Source organism: Pseudomonas sp. R11-23-07, from assembly GCF_003852295.1.
In the GTDB taxonomy this organism is placed as follows: Bacteria; Pseudomonadota; Gammaproteobacteria; order Pseudomonadales; family Pseudomonadaceae; genus Aquipseudomonas.
In genome coordinates, this window is sequence record NZ_CP027761.1 from 5,468,644 (window position 1) to 5,484,903 (window position 16,260).

19 protein-coding genes are annotated in these 16,260 nt (G+C 60.9%); 10 read left to right on the top strand and 9 right to left on the bottom strand.

The window, feature by feature from the left end; genetic code table 11:
- Positions 1–36 precede the first annotated feature (36 nt).
- A complete protein-coding gene (locus tag C4J84_RS25190) occupies positions 37–783 on the bottom strand; it encodes a LytTR family DNA-binding domain-containing protein (protein WP_124436257.1) in 747 nt (248 codons plus the stop codon).
- A gap of 502 nt (positions 784–1,285) precedes the next feature.
- Between C4J84_RS25190 and argH the strand changes: the two genes are divergently transcribed.
- Positions 1,286–2,680, top strand: coding sequence for an argininosuccinate lyase (gene argH / locus C4J84_RS25195; protein ID WP_124364936.1), 1,395 nt, complete (start codon positions 1,286–1,288; stop codon positions 2,678–2,680).
- A 37-nt stretch (positions 2,681–2,717) separates the two neighbouring features.
- Here the strand turns inward: argH and C4J84_RS25200 are convergent, their stop codons facing one another.
- A complete protein-coding gene (locus C4J84_RS25200) occupies positions 2,718–3,377 on the bottom strand; it encodes a glutathione S-transferase family protein (protein WP_124436258.1) in 660 nt (219 codons plus the stop codon).
- Between the two features lie 126 nt (positions 3,378–3,503).
- Here C4J84_RS25200 and C4J84_RS25205 point away from each other — a divergent pair, with 126 nt between their 5' ends.
- The 3 genes from C4J84_RS25205 (at position 3,504) to C4J84_RS25215 (ending at position 7,150) form a co-directional block, all read left to right on the top strand.
- Positions 3,504–3,788, top strand: a complete 285-nt coding sequence (locus tag C4J84_RS25205; protein ID WP_124436259.1) for a hypothetical protein — start codon at positions 3,504–3,506, stop codon at positions 3,786–3,788.
- A gap of 97 nt (positions 3,789–3,885) precedes the next feature.
- Positions 3,886–4,140: a TIGR02647 family protein gene (locus C4J84_RS25210; protein WP_003195403.1), complete on the top strand. Its 255-nt coding sequence runs from the start codon at positions 3,886–3,888 to the stop codon at positions 4,138–4,140.
- A gap of 169 nt (positions 4,141–4,309) precedes the next feature.
- Complete coding sequence (locus C4J84_RS25215; RefSeq protein WP_124436260.1) at positions 4,310–7,150, top strand: class I adenylate cyclase; 2,841 nt, start codon at positions 4,310–4,312, stop codon at positions 7,148–7,150.
- Here C4J84_RS25215 and rnk read toward each other — a convergent pair.
- The 3 genes from rnk to cyaY all read right to left on the bottom strand — a co-directional run bounded on the left by rnk (position 7,147) and on the right by cyaY (position 8,245).
- Positions 7,147–7,560 (bottom strand): nucleoside diphosphate kinase regulator, encoded by a 414-nt coding sequence (rnk, locus tag C4J84_RS25220; RefSeq protein ID WP_124364940.1) that lies wholly within the window; start codon positions 7,558–7,560, stop codon positions 7,147–7,149. The two genes, C4J84_RS25215 and rnk, sit on opposite strands and share 4 nt — an antisense overlap.
- A 131-nt stretch (positions 7,561–7,691) precedes the next feature.
- Positions 7,692–7,910 (bottom strand): DUF1289 domain-containing protein, encoded by a 219-nt coding sequence (locus C4J84_RS25225; protein WP_003176868.1) that lies wholly within the window; start codon positions 7,908–7,910, stop codon positions 7,692–7,694.
- A gap of 2 nt (positions 7,911–7,912) precedes the next feature.
- Positions 7,913–8,245 carry an iron donor protein CyaY gene (gene cyaY, locus C4J84_RS25230; protein WP_124364942.1) on the bottom strand — a complete coding sequence of 111 codons (333 nt, stop codon included), beginning with the start codon at positions 8,243–8,245 and terminating at the stop codon, positions 7,913–7,915.
- Between the two features lie 238 nt (positions 8,246–8,483).
- On the opposite strand from cyaY, the gene C4J84_RS25235 reads away from it, so the two are divergent.
- From C4J84_RS25235 to C4J84_RS25260, 6 genes are read left to right on the top strand one after another with little or no spacing between them, the layout of a single operon-like run.
- Entirely contained in the window at positions 8,484–8,651 is a 168-nt protein-coding gene (locus C4J84_RS25235) for a lipoprotein (RefSeq protein WP_003195417.1), read from the top strand.
- A 9-nt stretch (positions 8,652–8,660) separates the two neighbouring features.
- Positions 8,661–9,908: a diaminopimelate decarboxylase gene (lysA, locus tag C4J84_RS25240; protein WP_124436261.1), complete on the top strand. Its 1,248-nt coding sequence runs from the start codon at positions 8,661–8,663 to the stop codon at positions 9,906–9,908.
- A gap of 3 nt (positions 9,909–9,911) precedes the next feature.
- Positions 9,912–10,742 carry a diaminopimelate epimerase gene (dapF, locus tag C4J84_RS25245; RefSeq protein WP_124436262.1) on the top strand — a complete coding sequence of 277 codons (831 nt, stop codon included), beginning with the start codon at positions 9,912–9,914 and terminating at the stop codon, positions 10,740–10,742.
- Positions 10,743–10,755: 13 nt separating this feature from the next.
- Positions 10,756–11,472 (top strand): DUF484 family protein, encoded by a 717-nt coding sequence (locus C4J84_RS25250; protein WP_124372262.1) that lies wholly within the window; start codon positions 10,756–10,758, stop codon positions 11,470–11,472.
- 2 nt (positions 11,473–11,474) lie between these two features.
- Positions 11,475–12,374, top strand: a complete 900-nt coding sequence (gene xerC, locus C4J84_RS25255) for a tyrosine recombinase XerC (protein ID WP_124415899.1) — start codon at positions 11,475–11,477, stop codon at positions 12,372–12,374.
- Entirely contained in the window at positions 12,371–13,066 is a 696-nt protein-coding gene (locus tag C4J84_RS25260) for an HAD family hydrolase (protein ID WP_124368799.1), read from the top strand. The genes xerC and C4J84_RS25260 overlap by 4 nt, the downstream gene beginning before the upstream one ends.
- A gap of 272 nt (positions 13,067–13,338) precedes the next feature.
- Here C4J84_RS25260 and sutA read toward each other — a convergent pair whose 3' ends face one another.
- From sutA to glnK, 4 genes are all read right to left on the bottom strand, one after another.
- Positions 13,339–13,671 (bottom strand): transcriptional regulator SutA, encoded by a 333-nt coding sequence (gene sutA / locus C4J84_RS25265; protein WP_124364948.1) that lies wholly within the window; start codon positions 13,669–13,671, stop codon positions 13,339–13,341.
- A 102-nt stretch (positions 13,672–13,773) separates the two neighbouring features.
- The gene (locus tag C4J84_RS25270; RefSeq protein ID WP_124372265.1) at positions 13,774–14,199 is read right to left on the bottom strand and encodes a secondary thiamine-phosphate synthase enzyme YjbQ; all 426 of its coding nucleotides are present in this window, start codon (positions 14,197–14,199) and stop codon (positions 13,774–13,776) included.
- Between the two features lie 209 nt (positions 14,200–14,408).
- The gene (locus C4J84_RS25275; protein WP_124372266.1) at positions 14,409–15,749 is read right to left on the bottom strand and encodes an ammonium transporter; all 1,341 of its coding nucleotides are present in this window, start codon (positions 15,747–15,749) and stop codon (positions 14,409–14,411) included.
- A 35-nt stretch (positions 15,750–15,784) separates the two neighbouring features.
- Entirely contained in the window at positions 15,785–16,123 is a 339-nt protein-coding gene (gene glnK, locus C4J84_RS25280; protein ID WP_002555808.1) for a P-II family nitrogen regulator, read from the bottom strand.
- Between the last annotated feature and the right edge of the window lie 137 nt (positions 16,124–16,260).

Here is a 16,260-nt window from a genome sequence, read left to right on the forward strand (position 1 = left end):
GGGATAAGGACTGCGCAGCTCGCCAGGGCCTCTGGGTTAAAGCTGCTGCATCATCTTGCGCACGCCGGCGACATGGCGCCGACTGACGATCAAGGCATCGCCATTGAGTCCCTTGAGGAACAGCTGAAAGTGCCCCAGGGGCGTGCGTTGCAAGCGTTCGATACGCTCACGGGCCACCAGCGCATTGCGATGGATACGCACGAAGCGGTCGCCGAACTCATCTTCCAGGGCTTTGAGCGGCTCATCGAGCAACACTTCGCCGGCTTCGTGGCGCAAGGTCACGTATTTATGGTCGGCGATAAAATAAACCACCTGACCGAGGGGAATCAGTTCGATGCCCTTGCGGGTGCGTGCACTGATATGGCTGCGGGGGCCGTTACCGCTCTGGGCGGCAGGTTGGGTCAGGGCTGCGAGCTGAACACGGCTGGGGCGCTCGGCTTTCTTCAAGGCCTTGAGCAACGCTTCGCCAGTCACCGGCTTGACGAGAAAACTGACACCGCTGTCTTCCAGCGTCTGCGCAGAAAACTCTTCCTCGGCCGAGCATAACACCACGGCAGGGGGCGACTCGCGCTCGCTCAGGCGGGCGGCAACTTGCAGACCATCGAGGCCCGGCATACGGATATCGAGCAACACTACATCCGGCTTGAGGCTGTCGATCAACGTCAACGCCTCCTCGCCGCTGGTGGCGCTCGGCTCAAGGACTGTATAACCCTCGAGTTCACTGACCAGACGGCTCAGTCGCTCGCGGGCTTGGGGTTCGTCATCAACGATCAGGACATTCATATAGCGCTGGATTCCTGCGTGAGTCTCGCACAAGGATAGCGTAGACAGGTGCGGTGACTTGCGTCACAGCGATCCACGCTAAGACTAGCGCGAGCGGCAAAAAGTGCCCTGGGAGCGGCACCCAAATTTACCCGGACCTGTTCAATAGCGCCCAAGAGCCGCTGCATTCGCGCAGCGTCGTAGGGTTTGCTGATACACAATCCGAATACCCCCCTTTTTTAATGGATAGTCTGGGCTCTGACCGCATGACCCGACTTTGGTGCATTCACACACTCTCAGTCCAACTGTAGACGCTCGCTGAGACGATATTGCTCAATCGTCAAATATCGTTTCAATAAGAACCTGCTCCCAGTCTCGTCCCGGACGCGGTCGGCGGCAAGGCACTTAGCCATCCTTTGCACAAATAAAATTGCCGTCCGCCCACAGCACCGCGTCTGCGGACAACCCTGTTATTATCGGCGGCACACCTCCACGCCTCTTTAAGCAGATCACGAGCGAATCCATGAGCACCGACAAGACCAACCAGTCCTGGGGCGGCCGCTTCAGTGAACCCGTCGACGCCTTCGTCGCGCGCTTCACCGCCTCCGTCACCTTCGACCAGCGCCTGTACCGCCACGACATCATGGGCTCCATCGCCCATGCCACGATGCTGGCCAAGGTCGGCGTACTGACCGATGCCGAACGCGACAGCATCATCGATGGCCTGACCACCATCCGTGGCGAGATCGAAGCCGGTACGTTCGACTGGCGCGTCGACCTGGAAGACGTGCACATGAACATCGAGGCTCGCCTCACCGATCGCATCGGTGTGACCGGCAAAAAGCTGCACACCGGTCGCAGCCGTAACGACCAGGTGGCCACCGATATCCGCCTGTGGCTGCGCGATGAAATCGACTTGATCCTGGCTGAAATCACCCGCTTGCAGAAAGGTTTGCTGGAACAGGCCGAGCGTGAATCGGACACCATCATGCCCGGCTTCACTCACCTGCAGACCGCTCAGCCCGTCACCTTCGGCCACCACCTGCTGGCCTGGTTCGAAATGCTCAGCCGCGATTACGAGCGCCTGGTGGATTGCCGCAAGCGCACCAACCGCATGCCGTTGGGCAGCGCCGCGCTGGCGGGCACCACCTACCCGATCGACCGTGAATACACTGCGCAGCTGCTGGGTTTCGACGCCGTCGGCGGCAACTCCCTGGACGGCGTGTCGGACCGTGATTTCGCCATCGAATTCTGCGCCGCCGCGAGCATCGCGATGATGCACCTGTCGCGCTTCTCCGAAGAGCTGGTGCTGTGGACCAGCGCGCAATTCCAGTTCATCGACCTGCCGGACCGTTTCTGCACCGGCAGTTCGATCATGCCGCAAAAGAAAAACCCCGACGTGCCCGAGCTCGTGCGTGGCAAGAGCGGCCGCGTATTCGGCGCACTGATGGGCCTGCTGACCCTGATGAAAGGCCAGCCGCTGGCCTACAACAAGGATAACCAGGAAGACAAGGAGCCGCTGTTCGACGCCGCCGACACCCTGCGCGACTCACTGCGTGCGTTTGCCGACATGATCCCGGCGATCAAGCCCAAGCACGCCATCATGCGCGAAGCAGCCTTGCGGGGTTTCTCCACCGCGACCGACCTGGCCGACTACCTGGTGCGGCGTGGCCTGCCGTTCCGTGACTGCCATGAAATCGTGGGCCATGCCGTGAAATACGGCGTGGACACCGGCAAGGACCTGGCTGAAATGAGCCTGGAAGAATTGCGCCAGTTCAGCGACCAGATCGAGCAGGACGTGTTCGCCGTGCTGACCCTGGAAGGCTCGGTGAATGCCCGTAATCACGTAGGCGGCACCGCGCCGGCGCAGGTGAAGGCAGCGGTGGTACGCGGCCAGGCCCTGCTCGCCAGCCGCTGATAAAATGTGGGAGGGGCCAGCCCCCTCCCACACTTGATTACTTTTTAGCCGCAATCATCGCCATAAACCCAGGCATCGCCGCCTGCCGGTCCGCCTCGACCTTTTGCGCATTGGGCATCGCATTCAAACGCTCCAGCAGCGCCTTCGCCTTCGGCATTTCAGCCAGCAAATCCAGCCCAAACAGTTTCTCGCCCACACCAACGGCCAGATTCAAGCTGTACATGAAATACAGATCGGCAATGGTGAAGTGCTCCCCTGCTACATAAGGCGCGAACTTGCCGTGTCGGCCTAACGTACCGACGCCAAGCAACAATTCAGCTCGGGCTTTCTCCTTGATCGCCTCCGGCACCTGCATGCCAAAGAACGCCTCGGCGAAGCACGCCCGTGCGGGCAATTCAATGTACAACTCGATCTCCCTGCACAACGCCAGCACCTGGGCACGCTGGAACGGCTCGGCCGGCAGCAGCGCCGGCCCTTCCTGAGTCTGCTCGATGTATTCGAGGATCACGCTGGTTTCGTTGATGAAGCCTTGCTTGACGCCGAGCACCGGCACTTTGCCTCGTGGGCTTACCGCCAGGGCTTCAGGCGTTTGTCCTGCATAAAAAGGCACCTCTTCGAAAGGCAAGCCTTTCTCCATCAGCGCCAGCTTGACCATGTTGTAGTAGTTGCTGACCGAAAAACCGTAGAGCTTGAGCATTGCGAACGCCTCCAGGCCGGGTGTGGGGTTGGCTGCAAGCGTTATAGACGCTGAGGCGCGGCCTGACCAGCAGCATCACCCGCCTGAATGGAGTTAGACTGGCGCCCTTTCCTTGAGGAGCCTGCCATGAGCGAGCCGACCGATATCGACAATGACGAAGAAGAATTCACCGAAACCACGCTGATCGAAGCGATTGAAAACCAGATCGAAAGCGACAACCCGCCAGCGGCCAAGGCCACGTTCAACAAACTGACGCTGGTCGGTTATGAGCGCGAAGATATTCTGAATCTCATGGCCCATGTGCTGGCCTTCGAGATCGATGCGATGCTGGACGAAGACCGCCCTTTTGATACCCAGTGGTATGAAACAGCGCTGCGAGCATTGCCTGAGTTGCCGCCGGAAAAACAATAACCCTCGGGCGCGCAGCAACACGCTGGACAGTTCGGCAAAGTGCGTTCACCTTATGGCCTGCTAGCCTCTAATAAATTTTAGAAAGTCTGGAGTCCTTATGTCGTATACCCCTGAGTTGGTTGCCGAACTGGAAATCCTTGTACTCTTCCCCCTGGACAGCACCAAGGAAGGTCTGAAAGTCCATCAGACCGCCGCCCCCACTGCCATCGCCGCTGCCAAGCGTCTCCATGCGAAAGGGCTTATCGACCAACCGGATGGAGGCTACCTGACCAGCCTTGGCCGGGACGCCGCCGAGCAAGCGCAGACCTTGCTGACTATCTTGACCACCGCCTCCACCAAAGAAGCCGCCTGACACCTGATCCCGCCCATGGAGTCCGCCCCTCTGCGGATTCCACGGGCGTTGCTGTGCAAGGTGCAAAATTCTGGCGCCAACCGCCATTTCCCTCTAAACCTCCTACGCTACTGTCTGTAAACTCCTACACGGCCGCCCACGTCGGGCCCTGCGAGCCACCGAATTCGACATGACCCGCACCCATGAAATCCGCCCCGACCTGGACGAAGGCATCGACCGTAAGGTGCTGACCCAATTGCGCGCGCGTTTCATGGCCCTCAACGAAGGCCGCATGGCCCGGGCCGTCGAAGGGTTGACCCCGCGCCAACAAAGCGTGCTGACGTTGTTGCCGCTGTTTTTCCACGTCAATCACCCTTTGCTGCCGGGCTATGTCTCCAGCGGCACACCGGCCGGGCTGTCGAATTTCGAACCTGATGCCCAGGCCCTGGCCGAAGCCCAGCGCCTGACCCGTTCGTTCTCCTACAAGCCGCGCCACGGCAACCCGCCCCGCCCGATCCACGGCCTGTTCCTGATGGGCAGCCTGGGCACGTTGGCCCAGGCGGATCAGAGCGATATGGACGTGTGGGTGTGTCACGCTCCGGACCTGAATGAAAACGAGCTGACCGAGCTGCGCAAGAAGTGCCAGCTGCTGGAAGCCTGGGCCCAGACCATGGGTGCCGAGGCGCATTTCTTTTTGATCGAACCGACGCGCTTTGTGCTCGGTGAACGGGACACCCAACTGAGTTCCGACGATTGCGGCACCACCCAGCACTATTTGCTGCTGGACGAGTTCTACCGCACCGCCATCTGGCTGGCCGGGCGCACGCCGATCTGGTGGCTGGTCCCGGTGTATGAAGAAAGCCGCTACGCCGAATTCACCCACACGCTGATCTCCAAACGCTTCATTCGCGCCGACGAAACCCTCGATCTCGGCCATCTGGCGCGCATTCCTCCGGGGGAGTTCATCGGCGCCGGGCTGTGGCAACTGTTCAAGGGCATCGAGTCGCCCTATAAATCGGTGCTCAAGCTGCTGCTGACCGAGGTCTACGCCAGCGAACACCCCAACGTGCAGTGCCTGAGCCTGCGCTTCAAGCGCGCGGTGTTTGCCAATCAACTGGACCTGGACGAGCTGGACCCGTACATCGTGGTCTACCGCCGCATCGAGGAATACCTCAAGGTCCGCAATGAACCCGAGCGCCTGGAACTGGTACGGCGCAGCCTGTACCTGAAGGTCAACCGCAAGCTCAGCGCCGGCCAGCGCACCGCCAGTTGGCAACGACTGCTGCTCGAACGCCTGGCCGATGAGTGGGGTTGGGACCAGCGCCAACTGGCCCTGCTGGACAGCCGCAGCCAATGGAAAGTGCGTCAGGTCGCCTCCGAGCGCCGTGCCCTGGTCAACGAGCTGAACTACAGCTACCGCTTCCTCACCCAGTTCGCCCGCACGGAACAGACCGTCAGCCTGATCAACAAGCGCGACCTCAATGTGCTGGGCCGGCGCTTGTACGCAGCCTTTGAACGCAAGGCCGGCAAGGTTGAGTTCATTAACCCCGGGATTGCCCCGGACCTGGCCGAAGACACCCTGACCCTGGTGCACTCCCCCAACCGCAAGGAGCCGGGCCAGCACCATTGGGGCCTGTATAACGGTAACCTCACGGCCCTGGAATGGGAGCACTTCGCGCCGATCAAACGCAGCCGCGACCTGCTGGAAATGCTCACCTGGTGCCATCGCAACGGTGTGATCGACAGCAGCACGCGCCTGGCGCTGCACCCCGGCGCCAGCGACATGACCGAGTTCGAGCTGTTCAACCTGCTGGGCAGCCTGCAACAGACCATCGCCCTGCCCCTGGCCAGCGTCGATGAAGCGCGTCTGTTGCGTTCGGCGGTACCGGAAGAAGTGTTGTTGCTGATCAACGTCGGCGTCGACCCACTCAAGCATCACCGCGACCTGAACATTCTGATGACCACCGAGCGCACCGACTCCCTGAGTTATGCCGGCGTGCGTGAAAACCTGGTACTGACCCTGGACCAGGTCACGCTCAATAGCTGGAACGAGGTGATGGTCAGCCGCTACGACGGGCCCCATGCGCTGCTCGACTGCCTGCGCGACTACCTCAACCAACTGCCGCCGGCTCATTTGCCGCGGTTGCGGGTGCGCTGTTTCTGTCACAACCGAGCGCAGTTCATTGCCCAGCGCGTCGAAGAAGTATTCGACACCGCGCAGCATCTGCTGCTCGGCCAAAGCAACCACCGCTACCTGCTGCAGGTGCAGCAGCACTATCACGTCATGGAACTGATTCCCGGCCAGGCCACCCACGTGTCACTGCCGACCCAGGACGCCTTGGTCGCCTACCTCAGCGAAGAGCTGGCCAGCTACAGCCCATTGCACCTGGACGCCATGGCGCTGGAAGACCACGACCTGGCGCTGCTGCTGCCCATGGGCCAGGCCGATTGCATACAAGTGTTCTACCGGGTCAATGATGGCTTCGCCGAACTGTATGTGCTCGACGAGTTCAACGCGCTCTGGCAGCAGCGCTTGCCGTTTCATGATGAACAGAGCCTGTTGGCACCGCTGCAACGGTTCCTGCTGTCGATCATCTATCGCCGCGAAGCGCTGTCACCGCTGGACACCCAACAGCCGCTGGGCGAAGTACAAACGCTGTACTACCAACTGTTGCCATCGGGCAGCGCCCGCGCACGCGTTGTCGAACCAAGGCCGGCGCCGCAACACCCGGCCAACAAGCCGTTTTATGACGTGCAGGCGATTATCGGCAAGGCGGCGCCCGGCCAGGTGGGTGTCACGCTGTACTGCAATCAGCGGGAATTTTCCGAAATGGAGTTTGGCGACCAGCTGTTCGCGGTGGTCGCCCGGGAAATCGTCGGGCAACGCCGCGAATCCGAGCGTTACCGTTGCTACATCACCGACCTGGACCTGTCGGGCCTGCTCGGCGACGTGCAAAGCCCGAGCAATCTGTACCTGCGCTACAAGGCCGAGCTGGAGCTCGCGCTCAATGAAGCGCTGAGCCAGATTTAAAGCGGGAAGGCGCCGCCGTCTTTGGGCTGGCCTTCGACACTCAGCAATTCAAGCTTGAGGGTCTTGCCGCCCGGTGCAGGCCAATCGATGTGTTGGCCCACTTGCAGGCCGAGCAAAGCACTGCCGACCGGTGCCAGGATCGAGATCTTGCCTTCATCGGCATTTGCGTCCTTGGGATAAACAAGGGTCAGGTGATAGTCCTTGCCACTGCCTTGTTCACGGCAATGCACGCTGGAGTTCATGGTCACGACAGTTGCAGGCACTTCATCGTGACCAACCACGTCTTCGGCGCGGTCGAGTTCGGCCTGCAACGCTTCGACGCCGGGAAACTCGTCGCCCAAGCGGTCGATCAGTTGCTCCAGACGCTGCACGTCAAGACGGGTGAGAATGATGGACGGTGCGGTGGTCATGATTCAGGCAGACTCCTTTTTTCTGCACAAAAAAGCAAAACCCCGCCAGGAAAAGGCGGGGTTCTCACGGGCCTCGATGAGTTGAGGCGTACCCGGACACTACCACAGCGTCACAAATAAACAAGATAGCGTCAGGCGTGGGCCCGGCGTTGCTCGGCCTGCGCGCAGATCACTCGACGCCGGGCATCGTCGGCGGAGCGCCATTCACGGATGTCTTCGACATGCCGGAAGCAGCCGAGGCAGACTTTTTGCTCATCCAGGCGACACAAACTGATACAAGGCGACGGCACCGCCGGGCTGACATTGCTGAACAGCGGCTTGGGCGGGCGTACGGGGGCAGGCTGGGTCACGGTCAGATCTCGTCGAAGTCCAGCTCGGCGCCGGTATATTCTTCGACCAGCCGCGTGAGCATCTCGCCCAACAACTCTTCACTCTTGTCGCACTGCCATTTGCCACTATCTTCGTCGTAGTCGAAGTGAACGCCACCGGAGCGCGCCGCCAGCCACAACTGACGCAGCGGCTCCTGGCGACTGAAGATCAGTTGCTGGCCGCTCTCGAATTTGACGGTCAGCACACCGGCCGAGTTTTCCAGATCCACATCCAGGTCGCTGTCGTCGAAAATGTCTTCCAGCTTCTCCTGGGTGGCATCCACCAGGTCGTGAAAACGGGCTTCGGTCAAACTCATTGTGGCAACCTCAAAAGTGTCTGGTTCTGCTCAAGCGCCGCACGATACGGACGCGCCCCGCCGATTGCAAAGGATACCGATTTCAACGCGATTGACGGCGTGAAATATCCTCCAACAGCGTAGTCCGCTTCCCGACCCTCTCAGCAAACCCCCGCCGGACGGGTATTCCGGCGCATAGGCAAGCTGGCGGGTGGTCGGTATACTCGGGCGCAATTAATGCATATTCAAGGATTTCGCCATGAAGCGCCTGATCTCTTCCCTTGCTGCGCTCGTCGCGGTCGCTTGCCTCGTTAGTGCCTGTGGTCAAAAAGGCCCGCTGTACCTGCCCGACGACAGCAAAGACCCGAACGAACAGGCGCAGTCGTCGCAAAAGCCATCGAAAGCGCACAAGCACGACACTTACTAAGGGACCCTCATGGACGCTTTTAACTACCGGGACGGCGAGCTGTTCGCGGAAGGCGTGGCGCTGTCTGCGATTGCCGAGCGCTTTGGCACCCCGACGTATGTGTATTCCCGTGCACATATCGAAGCGCAATACCGCTCGTTCACCGACCCGCTGGAAGGCGTGCCGCACCTGGTGTGCTACGCGGTGAAAGCCAACTCCAACCTGGGTGTACTCAATGTCCTGGCGCGTCTGGGCGCTGGTTTTGACATTGTGTCCCGTGGCGAACTCGAACGTGTATTGGCCGCCGGTGGCCAGGCCGACAAGATCGTGTTCTCCGGCGTCGGCAAGAGCCGCGAAGACATGCGCCGCGCCCTGGAAGTGGGTGTGCACTGCTTCAACATCGAGTCCACCGACGAGCTGGAGCGCCTGCAGGTCGTGGCCGCCGAAATGGGCGTTCGTGCGCCGATCTCCCTGCGCGTCAACCCGGACGTCGATGCGGGCACCCACCCGTACATTTCCACCGGTCTCAAGGAGAACAAGTTCGGCATCGCCATTGCCGACGCCGAAGACGTGTACATCCGCGCCGCCCAATTGCCGAACCTGGACGTGTTGGGTGTCGACTGCCATATCGGCTCGCAACTGACCACCCTGCCGCCGTTCCTGGATGCGCTCGACCGCCTCCTGGCGCTGATCGACCGCCTCGGCGATTGCGGCATCTACCTGCACCACATCGATCTGGGTGGCGGTGTGGGCGTGCGGTATCGCGATGAAGAGCCGCCGTTGATCGCCGACTACATCAAGGCCGTGCGCGAGCGTATCGAAGGCCGCGACCTGACGCTGATGTTCGAGCCGGGCCGCTACATCGTCGCCAATGCCGGTTTGCTGCTCACTCAGGTCGAGTACCTCAAGCACACCGAGCACAAGGACTTCGCCATCGTCGACGCGGCGATGAACGACCTGATCCGCCCGGCGCTGTACCAGGCCTGGATGAATGTCAGCGCCGTGGTCCCTCGCGCCAGCGAAGCGCGTGCGTACGACATCGTCGGCCCGATCTGTGAGACCGGCGACTTCCTGGCCAAGGATCGTCAACTGGCCCTGGAGGAAGGCGACCTGCTGGCCGTGCATTCGGCCGGTGCCTATGGGTTTGTCATGAGTTCCAACTACAACACGCGCGGGCGAGCCGCCGAGGTGCTGGTGGACGGTGATCAAGCGTTCGAAGTGCGTCGCCGCGAGACGGTAGCCGAGTTGTATGCTGGCGAAAGCCTGCTGCCGGAGTAAACCATGCTGCTGCGTTTTACCAAGATGCACGGGCTGGGCAATGACTTCATGGTTCTCGACCTGGTCAGCCAGCACGCACACATCCTGCCCAAGCACGCCAAACAATGGGGCGACCGGCATACCGGTGTCGGCTTCGACCAATTATTGCTGGTGGAAGCGCCGACCAACCCGGAGGTGGATTTCCGTTATCGGATCTTCAACTCCGATGGCTCTGAGGTGGAACAGTGCGGCAACGGTGCGCGCTGCTTTGCGCGCTTCGTGCTGGACAAGCGCCTGACCGCCAAGCGCCAGATCCGCGTCGAGACCAAAGGCGGCGTGATCGAACTGGATATCCGCAGTGACGGCCAGATCAGCGTCAACATGGGCGCGCCACGCCTGGTGCCGGCGGACATTCCGTTCCAGGCGCCCGAGCAGGCCCTCAGTTATGCGCTGGAGGTGGACGGCCAAAGCGTGGATATCGCCGCCGTGTCCATGGGCAATCCCCATGCGGTGCTGCGGGTCAATGACATCAACAATGCGCCCGTGCATGAACTGGGGCCGAAGATCGAACATCACCCGCGCTTTCCGGCGCGGGTCAATGTGGGCTTCCTGCAAGTGATCGACCGTTCCCGCGCGCAATTGCGTGTGTGGGAGCGCGGCGCCGGCGAAACCCAGGCCTGCGGCACCGGTGCCTGCGCCGCTGCCGTGGCCGCGATCAGCCAGGGGTGGATGGATTCACCGCTGCTGATCGACCTGCCGGGTGGGCGCTTGTCCATCGAATGGGCAGGCCCTGGCCACCCGGTGATGATGACCGGGCCGGCCTCGCGTGTATACGAAGGACAGGTCCGTCTATGAGTGAGCCAAGCCAATGACCGATAAGCCTCAAGTACCCGCACAAATCACCCCAAGTGAAAGCCTGGAGGCCGCTGCTGTCGCGGCGTATCTTGAGGCTCATGCGGATTTTTTCGTCGAGCACGAGCAATTGCTTCCGGCCTTGCGCATCCCCCACCAACGCGGCGATACCGTGTCGTTGGTGGAGCGGCAAATGCAGATCCTGCGCGAGCGCAATATCGAAATGCGCCACCGGCTCTCGCACCTGATGGATGTGGCCCGCGACAACGATCGCCTGTTCGACAAGACCCGTCGCCTGATCCTGACCCTGATGGACGCCGCCAGCCTGGAAGAAACGGTGATGGCCGTGGAAGACAGCCTGCGCCAGGACTTCCAGGTGCCGTTTGTCAGCCTGATCCTGTTCAGCGATAACCCGATGCCGGTGGGGCGCTGGGTCAGCGGTGGCGAAGCGCAAACCGCCATCGGCGGCCTGCTTTCCGAAGGCAAGACCATCAGCGGAACCCTGCGCGAGCATGAACTGGACTTCCTGTTTGGTGCCGAACAGCGCCAACAGATCGGCTCCACCGCCGTGGTTGCCCTCAGCCATCAAGGCCTGCATGGCGTACTGGCCATCGCCAGCCGCGATCCCGCGCATTACAAAAGCTCGGTGGGCACCCTGTTTTTGACCTACATCGCCGAAGTGCTGGGCCGCGTCTTGCCGCGTTTCACCACTGCCCTGCGCGCGGTGCGCTAGCCATGGAACGGCATCTGGACGCTTACTGCGCTCACCTGCGCAACGAGCGCCAGGTGTCGCCTCATACCCTGGAAGCCTACCGGCGGGACTTGAACAAGGTCCTGGCCTATTGCGAAAAGCAGCAGATCGCCAGCTGGAAAGCCCTGGATATCCAGAGCCTGCGCAGCCTGGTCGCACGGCTGCACCAGCAAGGCCAGTCCTCGCGTAGCTTGTCGCGCCTGCTGTCGGCGGTGCGCGGCCTCTATCACTACCTGAACCGCGAAGGCCTGTGTGACCACGACCCGGCCAATGGCCTGTCGCCGCCCAAAGGCGAGCGCCGCCTGCCCAAGACCCTGGACACCGACCGCGCTCTGCAACTGCTCGATGGCGCGGTCGAGGATGACTTCCTGGCGCACCGCGACCAGGCGATCCTCGAGTTGTTCTACTCCTCGGGCCTGCGCCTGTCCGAGCTGACCGGCCTTAACCTCGATCAACTCGACCTGGCGGATGGGCTGGTGCAGGTGCTGGGTAAAGGCAGCAAGACACGGGTGCTGCCCGTCGGCAGGAAAGCCCGTGAAGCCCTGCAACTATGGTTGCCGTTACGGGCGCTGGCCAATCCGCAAGACGACGCGGTATTTATCAGCCAACAGGGCCGACGCCTGGGGCCACGGGCCATTCAGTTGCGCGTAAAAGCCGCCGGCGAGCGCGAACTGGGGCAGAACCTGCACCCGCATATGCTCAGGCACTCCTTTGCCAGCCATATGCTGGAGTCGTCCCAGGACCTGCGCGCGGTACAGGAGCTGCTCGGCCACTCCGACATCAAGACCACGCAAATCTACACCCACCTCGACTTCCAGCACCTGGCAACGGTGTACGACAGCGCCCATCCACGGGCCAAACGCATCAAGGGCGGCGACTCATGAGCATCAAGCTGATCACCTTCGACCTGGACGACACGCTCTGGGACAACGTACCCGTCATCATCAGCGCCGAAGCGTCAATGCGCGAATGGTTGGCGCTCAACGCATCCAAGGTCGGCGACTTGCCCCTGGAGCATTTCGCCAGCCTGCGCCAACAAGTGCTGCAACGTCATCCTGAACTCAAACACCGCATCAGTATCCTGCGCCACCGGGTGTTGATGCATGCGTTTGAGGAGGCTGGTTATCCACAGCCTGAAGCCACGGAAATGGCCGACGTGTGTTTTGAAGCGTTCATTCATGCGCGGCATCAACTCACCGTCTTCCCCGAAGCCGAGCCCATGCTCAAAGCGCTGCGCCAGCACTTCCTGCTAGGGGTGATCACCAATGGCAATGCCGACGTACAACGCGTAGGCCTGGCGGACTACTTTCACTTTGCCTTGCGTGCCGAGGATATCGGCATCGCCAAGCCGGATGCGCGGTTGTTTCAGGAGGCATTGCAGCGCGGCGGCGTGAAGGCCGAAGCGGCGGTGCATGTTGGCGATCATCCGGGCGATGACATTGCCGGGGCGCAGCAGGCGGGCCTGCGAGCAGTGTGGTTCAACCCGGCGGGCAAGGCGTGGGAAGGGGATAAACTCCCGGATGCGCAAATTCGCAGCCTGACGGAGCTACCGCAATTGCTCCGCAGCTGGCAGTAACACCAGCGATCCAAATGTGGGAGGGGGCTTAAAGGGGTTCCCTGTAGGAGCGAGCTTGCTCGCGAAAAACGCCCAGGCAACGCGTTCATTCTGGATGAACGAGGGAGCCCTGAGTTCTTCGCGAGCAAGCTCGCTCCTACAAAAAGCCTTCACTGACTGACATTAGGGCTTGCACCTCCCACATCTGGATCACCACAACGCTCGAATAAATCAGCGGGCATGAAAAAACCCGCAGCGACGGCGGGTTCTTTCTTACAAGCAGGTAGCTGACCTCAGATAGGACGGCTGCCGTATTTGTTATCCGGCTTCTTCGGTGGATCAGCCACCACGTTGGGCTCGACCTCGACCACTTTGCCGCCTTTGGCGAGGAATTCTTCCATCGCACGGGCCAGGGCATCGCGCTCTTTGTTCTTGGCTTCAACGCTGGGCAGTTCGTCTACCGAAACAGCAGCCTTGGCCTTGCCTTTGGCTTTGGGCGCGACATCATCGCCAGCACTGTCATCAAGGTCTTCAGCAACGTCATCAGCCGCCGCTTCAAGACTTTCCTCAGTGTCGTCTTCGTCACCTACTTCGAGGTCGTCGTTTTCCAGATCATCGTCGCTCATGTTCTACCTCATGACTTGCGAAAAGCAGATTAGTTATAGCCCAGCTTCACCCTCTGTCGAGGTCGCCGGAAAAAAATCAACATCCACTGGATCACCAGTGGCTTATGCCCCTTCACCGTGCAAGGTGGCGAGGACTTTACGAGCACCGCCATGATCACGGTGCTCGCCCAGATAAACACCTTGCCAGGTCCCCATCGCCAAGCAGCCAGCCTTCACCGGCAAACTCAGCTGGCAGCCCAGGAGACTGGCCTTGAAGTGCGCCGGCAGATCATCCGGACCTTCGTCGTTGTGTTCAAACCCTGCATGGCCTTGCGGCACCAGCAAGTTGAAGAAACGCTCGAAGTCACGGCGAACCGCCGGATCGGCATTCTCGTTGACCGTCAACGAGGCCGAGGTGTGCTGCAGCCACAGATGCAACAGGCCCACGCGACACGCCTTCAATTCAGGCAAGCCGGCAAGCAACTCGTCGGTCACCAGGTGAAAGCCCCGGGGCTTGGCCCTAAGGGTAATCAGGGTCTGTTGCCACATACAGTTCTCCGCCCATCGGCGCGCATTCTAGCGCGCTCTGGAAAAAAACAAAGTGCCGAATACGCCTACATGTCTGTAAGACATTCGCACCCTTAAAAGTGCCGTGTGGATCCCATCACAAAGTTGACGAAAAACCCATGCCACTATAGGCAAAGACAAACGCCAGACAAAAAAATGCCCGGCAAGCCGGGCATCTTTTTTTCGCGTACTTACAGGTTGTAGCCACGCTCGTTATGTTGCGCCAGGTCGAGACCGACCGCCTCTTCCTCTTCGGTGACGCGCAGGCCCATGACCATGTCCAGCACCTTGAGGATGACGTAGGTGACGATCGCCGTGTAGATCACGGTGAAGCCGACGCCTTTGCACTGGATCCACACCTGGGCGGCGATGTCAGTGGTAGCGGCGTTGAAGCCACCCATCGACGGAGCCGCGAACACGCCGGTCAGGATCGCGCCGAGAATACCGCCGATACCGTGCACGCCGAAGGCATCCAGGGAGTCGTCGTAGCCCAGCTTGCGCTTGAGGGTAGTGGCGCAGAAGAAACACACCACGCCCGCCGCCAGGCCAATGACCAGGGCGCCCATCGGGCCCACGGTGCCAGCCGCTGGAGTGATCGCAACCAGGCCGGCCACCACACCCGAGGCGATGCCCAGTGCGCTCGGCTTACCGTGGGTGATCCACTCGGCGAACATCCAGCCCAGCGCCGCAGCAGCGGTAGCAATCTGGGTAACCAGCATCGCCATGCCGGCCGTGCCGTTGGCTGCGGCAGCGGAACCGGCGTTAAAGCCGAACCAGCCGATCCACAGCATGGCCGCGCCGATCAAAGTGTAGCCCAGGTTGTGCGGGGCCATCGGGGTGGTCGGGAAGCCTTTACGTTTGCCGAGCACCAGGCACGCCACCAGGCCAGCCACACCGGCGTTGATGTGCACTACGGTGCCACCGGCGAAGTCCAGCACGCCCCAGTCCCACATCAGGCCGCCGTTGCCGCTCCAGACCATGTGCGCAATCGGCGCATAGACCAGAGTGAACCAGATGCCCATGAAAATCAGCATCGCGGAGAACTTCATGCGCTCGGCGAAGGCACCGACGATCAGCGCCGGAGTGATGATGGCGAACGTCATCTGGAAGGTGATGAACACCGCTTCCGGGAACAACGCCGCAGGCCCGGTAATGCTGGCTGGAGTGACCCCTGCCAGGAACGCCTTGCCCATGCCGCCGAAGAAGGAGTTGAAGTTGACGACGCCCTGCTCCATACCGGTGGTATCGAACGCAATGCTGTAACCGTAGACGACCCACAGGATGCTGATCAGGCCAGTGATGGCAAAGCATTGCATCATCACCGACAGAATATTCTTGGAGCGGACCATGCCGCCGTAGAACAGCGCCAGGCCAGGAATGGTCATGAACAGCACCAGTGCGGTGGCGGTCAGCATCCAGGCAGTGTCGCCGGAGTTGAGGACTGGAGCCGCCACTTCGTCTGCCGCCATTGCAAGGCCTGGCATTACGATGGACAACAGGGCTCCGAGCCCTGCGAATGTACGCAGAGTCATAGTGTTTTTCTCCTGGGGCGTTGGGGTTTGGCGGCTTAGATTGCGTCGGTATCGGTTTCGCCGGTACGGATGCGGATAGCCTGTTCCAGATTGACCACGAAGATCTTGCCGTCACCGATCTTGCCGGTGTTGGCGGCCTTGGTTATCGCCTCGATAACCCGGTCAAGATCCTTGTCGTCAATGGCGACATCAATCTTCACCTTCGGCAGGAAATCGACCACATATTCCGCGCCGCGATACAGCTCGGTATGACCCTTCTGCCGACCGAAGCCCTTGACCTCAGTAACGGTAATGCCCTGCACGCCGATCTCGGACAGTGACTCGCGTACGTCGTCCAACTTGAACGGCTTGATGATGGCAGTGACTAGCTTCATGAAAACTCTCTCCCGAATTGGTGGACTTGCCCCAGGAAAACAAACCCGTCTCAAGTCTAAGCGCAGTGCCTGGCTTTGTAACGCATCGTCGCCTCGGCATTTACCGTGGCGACGCCAGCGAACCACTGGTGACGAAA

Excerpts from the sequence above, each read along its gene's own strand:
- C4J84_RS25190 (WP_124436257.1), bottom strand. The coding sequence starts at position 783 with ATGAATGTCCTGATCGTTGATGACGAACCCCAAGCCCGCGAGCGACTG.
- argH (WP_124364936.1), top strand. The coding sequence starts at position 1,286 with ATGAGCACCGACAAGACCAACCAGTCCTGGGGCGGCCGCTTCAGTGAA.
- C4J84_RS25200 (WP_124436258.1), bottom strand. The coding sequence starts at position 3,377 with ATGCTCAAGCTCTACGGTTTTTCGGTCAGCAACTACTACAACATGGTC.
- C4J84_RS25205 (WP_124436259.1), top strand. The coding sequence starts at position 3,504 with ATGAGCGAGCCGACCGATATCGACAATGACGAAGAAGAATTCACCGAA.
- C4J84_RS25210 (WP_003195403.1), top strand. The coding sequence starts at position 3,886 with ATGTCGTATACCCCTGAGTTGGTTGCCGAACTGGAAATCCTTGTACTC.
- C4J84_RS25215 (WP_124436260.1), top strand. The coding sequence starts at position 4,310 with ATGACCCGCACCCATGAAATCCGCCCCGACCTGGACGAAGGCATCGAC.
- rnk (WP_124364940.1), bottom strand. The coding sequence starts at position 7,560 with ATGACCACCGCACCGTCCATCATTCTCACCCGTCTTGACGTGCAGCGT.
- cyaY (WP_124364942.1), bottom strand. The coding sequence starts at position 8,245 with ATGAGTTTGACCGAAGCCCGTTTTCACGACCTGGTGGATGCCACCCAG.
- C4J84_RS25235 (WP_003195417.1), top strand. The coding sequence starts at position 8,484 with ATGAAGCGCCTGATCTCTTCCCTTGCTGCGCTCGTCGCGGTCGCTTGC.
- lysA (WP_124436261.1), top strand. The coding sequence starts at position 8,661 with ATGGACGCTTTTAACTACCGGGACGGCGAGCTGTTCGCGGAAGGCGTG.
- dapF (WP_124436262.1), top strand. The coding sequence starts at position 9,912 with ATGCTGCTGCGTTTTACCAAGATGCACGGGCTGGGCAATGACTTCATG.
- C4J84_RS25250 (WP_124372262.1), top strand. The coding sequence starts at position 10,756 with ATGACCGATAAGCCTCAAGTACCCGCACAAATCACCCCAAGTGAAAGC.
- xerC (WP_124415899.1), top strand. The coding sequence starts at position 11,475 with ATGGAACGGCATCTGGACGCTTACTGCGCTCACCTGCGCAACGAGCGC.
- C4J84_RS25260 (WP_124368799.1), top strand. The coding sequence starts at position 12,371 with ATGAGCATCAAGCTGATCACCTTCGACCTGGACGACACGCTCTGGGAC.
- sutA (WP_124364948.1), bottom strand. The coding sequence starts at position 13,671 with ATGAGCGACGATGATCTGGAAAACGACGACCTCGAAGTAGGTGACGAA.
- C4J84_RS25270 (WP_124372265.1), bottom strand. The coding sequence starts at position 14,199 with ATGTGGCAACAGACCCTGATTACCCTTAGGGCCAAGCCCCGGGGCTTT.
- C4J84_RS25275 (WP_124372266.1), bottom strand. The coding sequence starts at position 15,749 with ATGACTCTGCGTACATTCGCAGGGCTCGGAGCCCTGTTGTCCATCGTA.
- glnK (WP_002555808.1), bottom strand. The coding sequence starts at position 16,123 with ATGAAGCTAGTCACTGCCATCATCAAGCCGTTCAAGTTGGACGACGTA.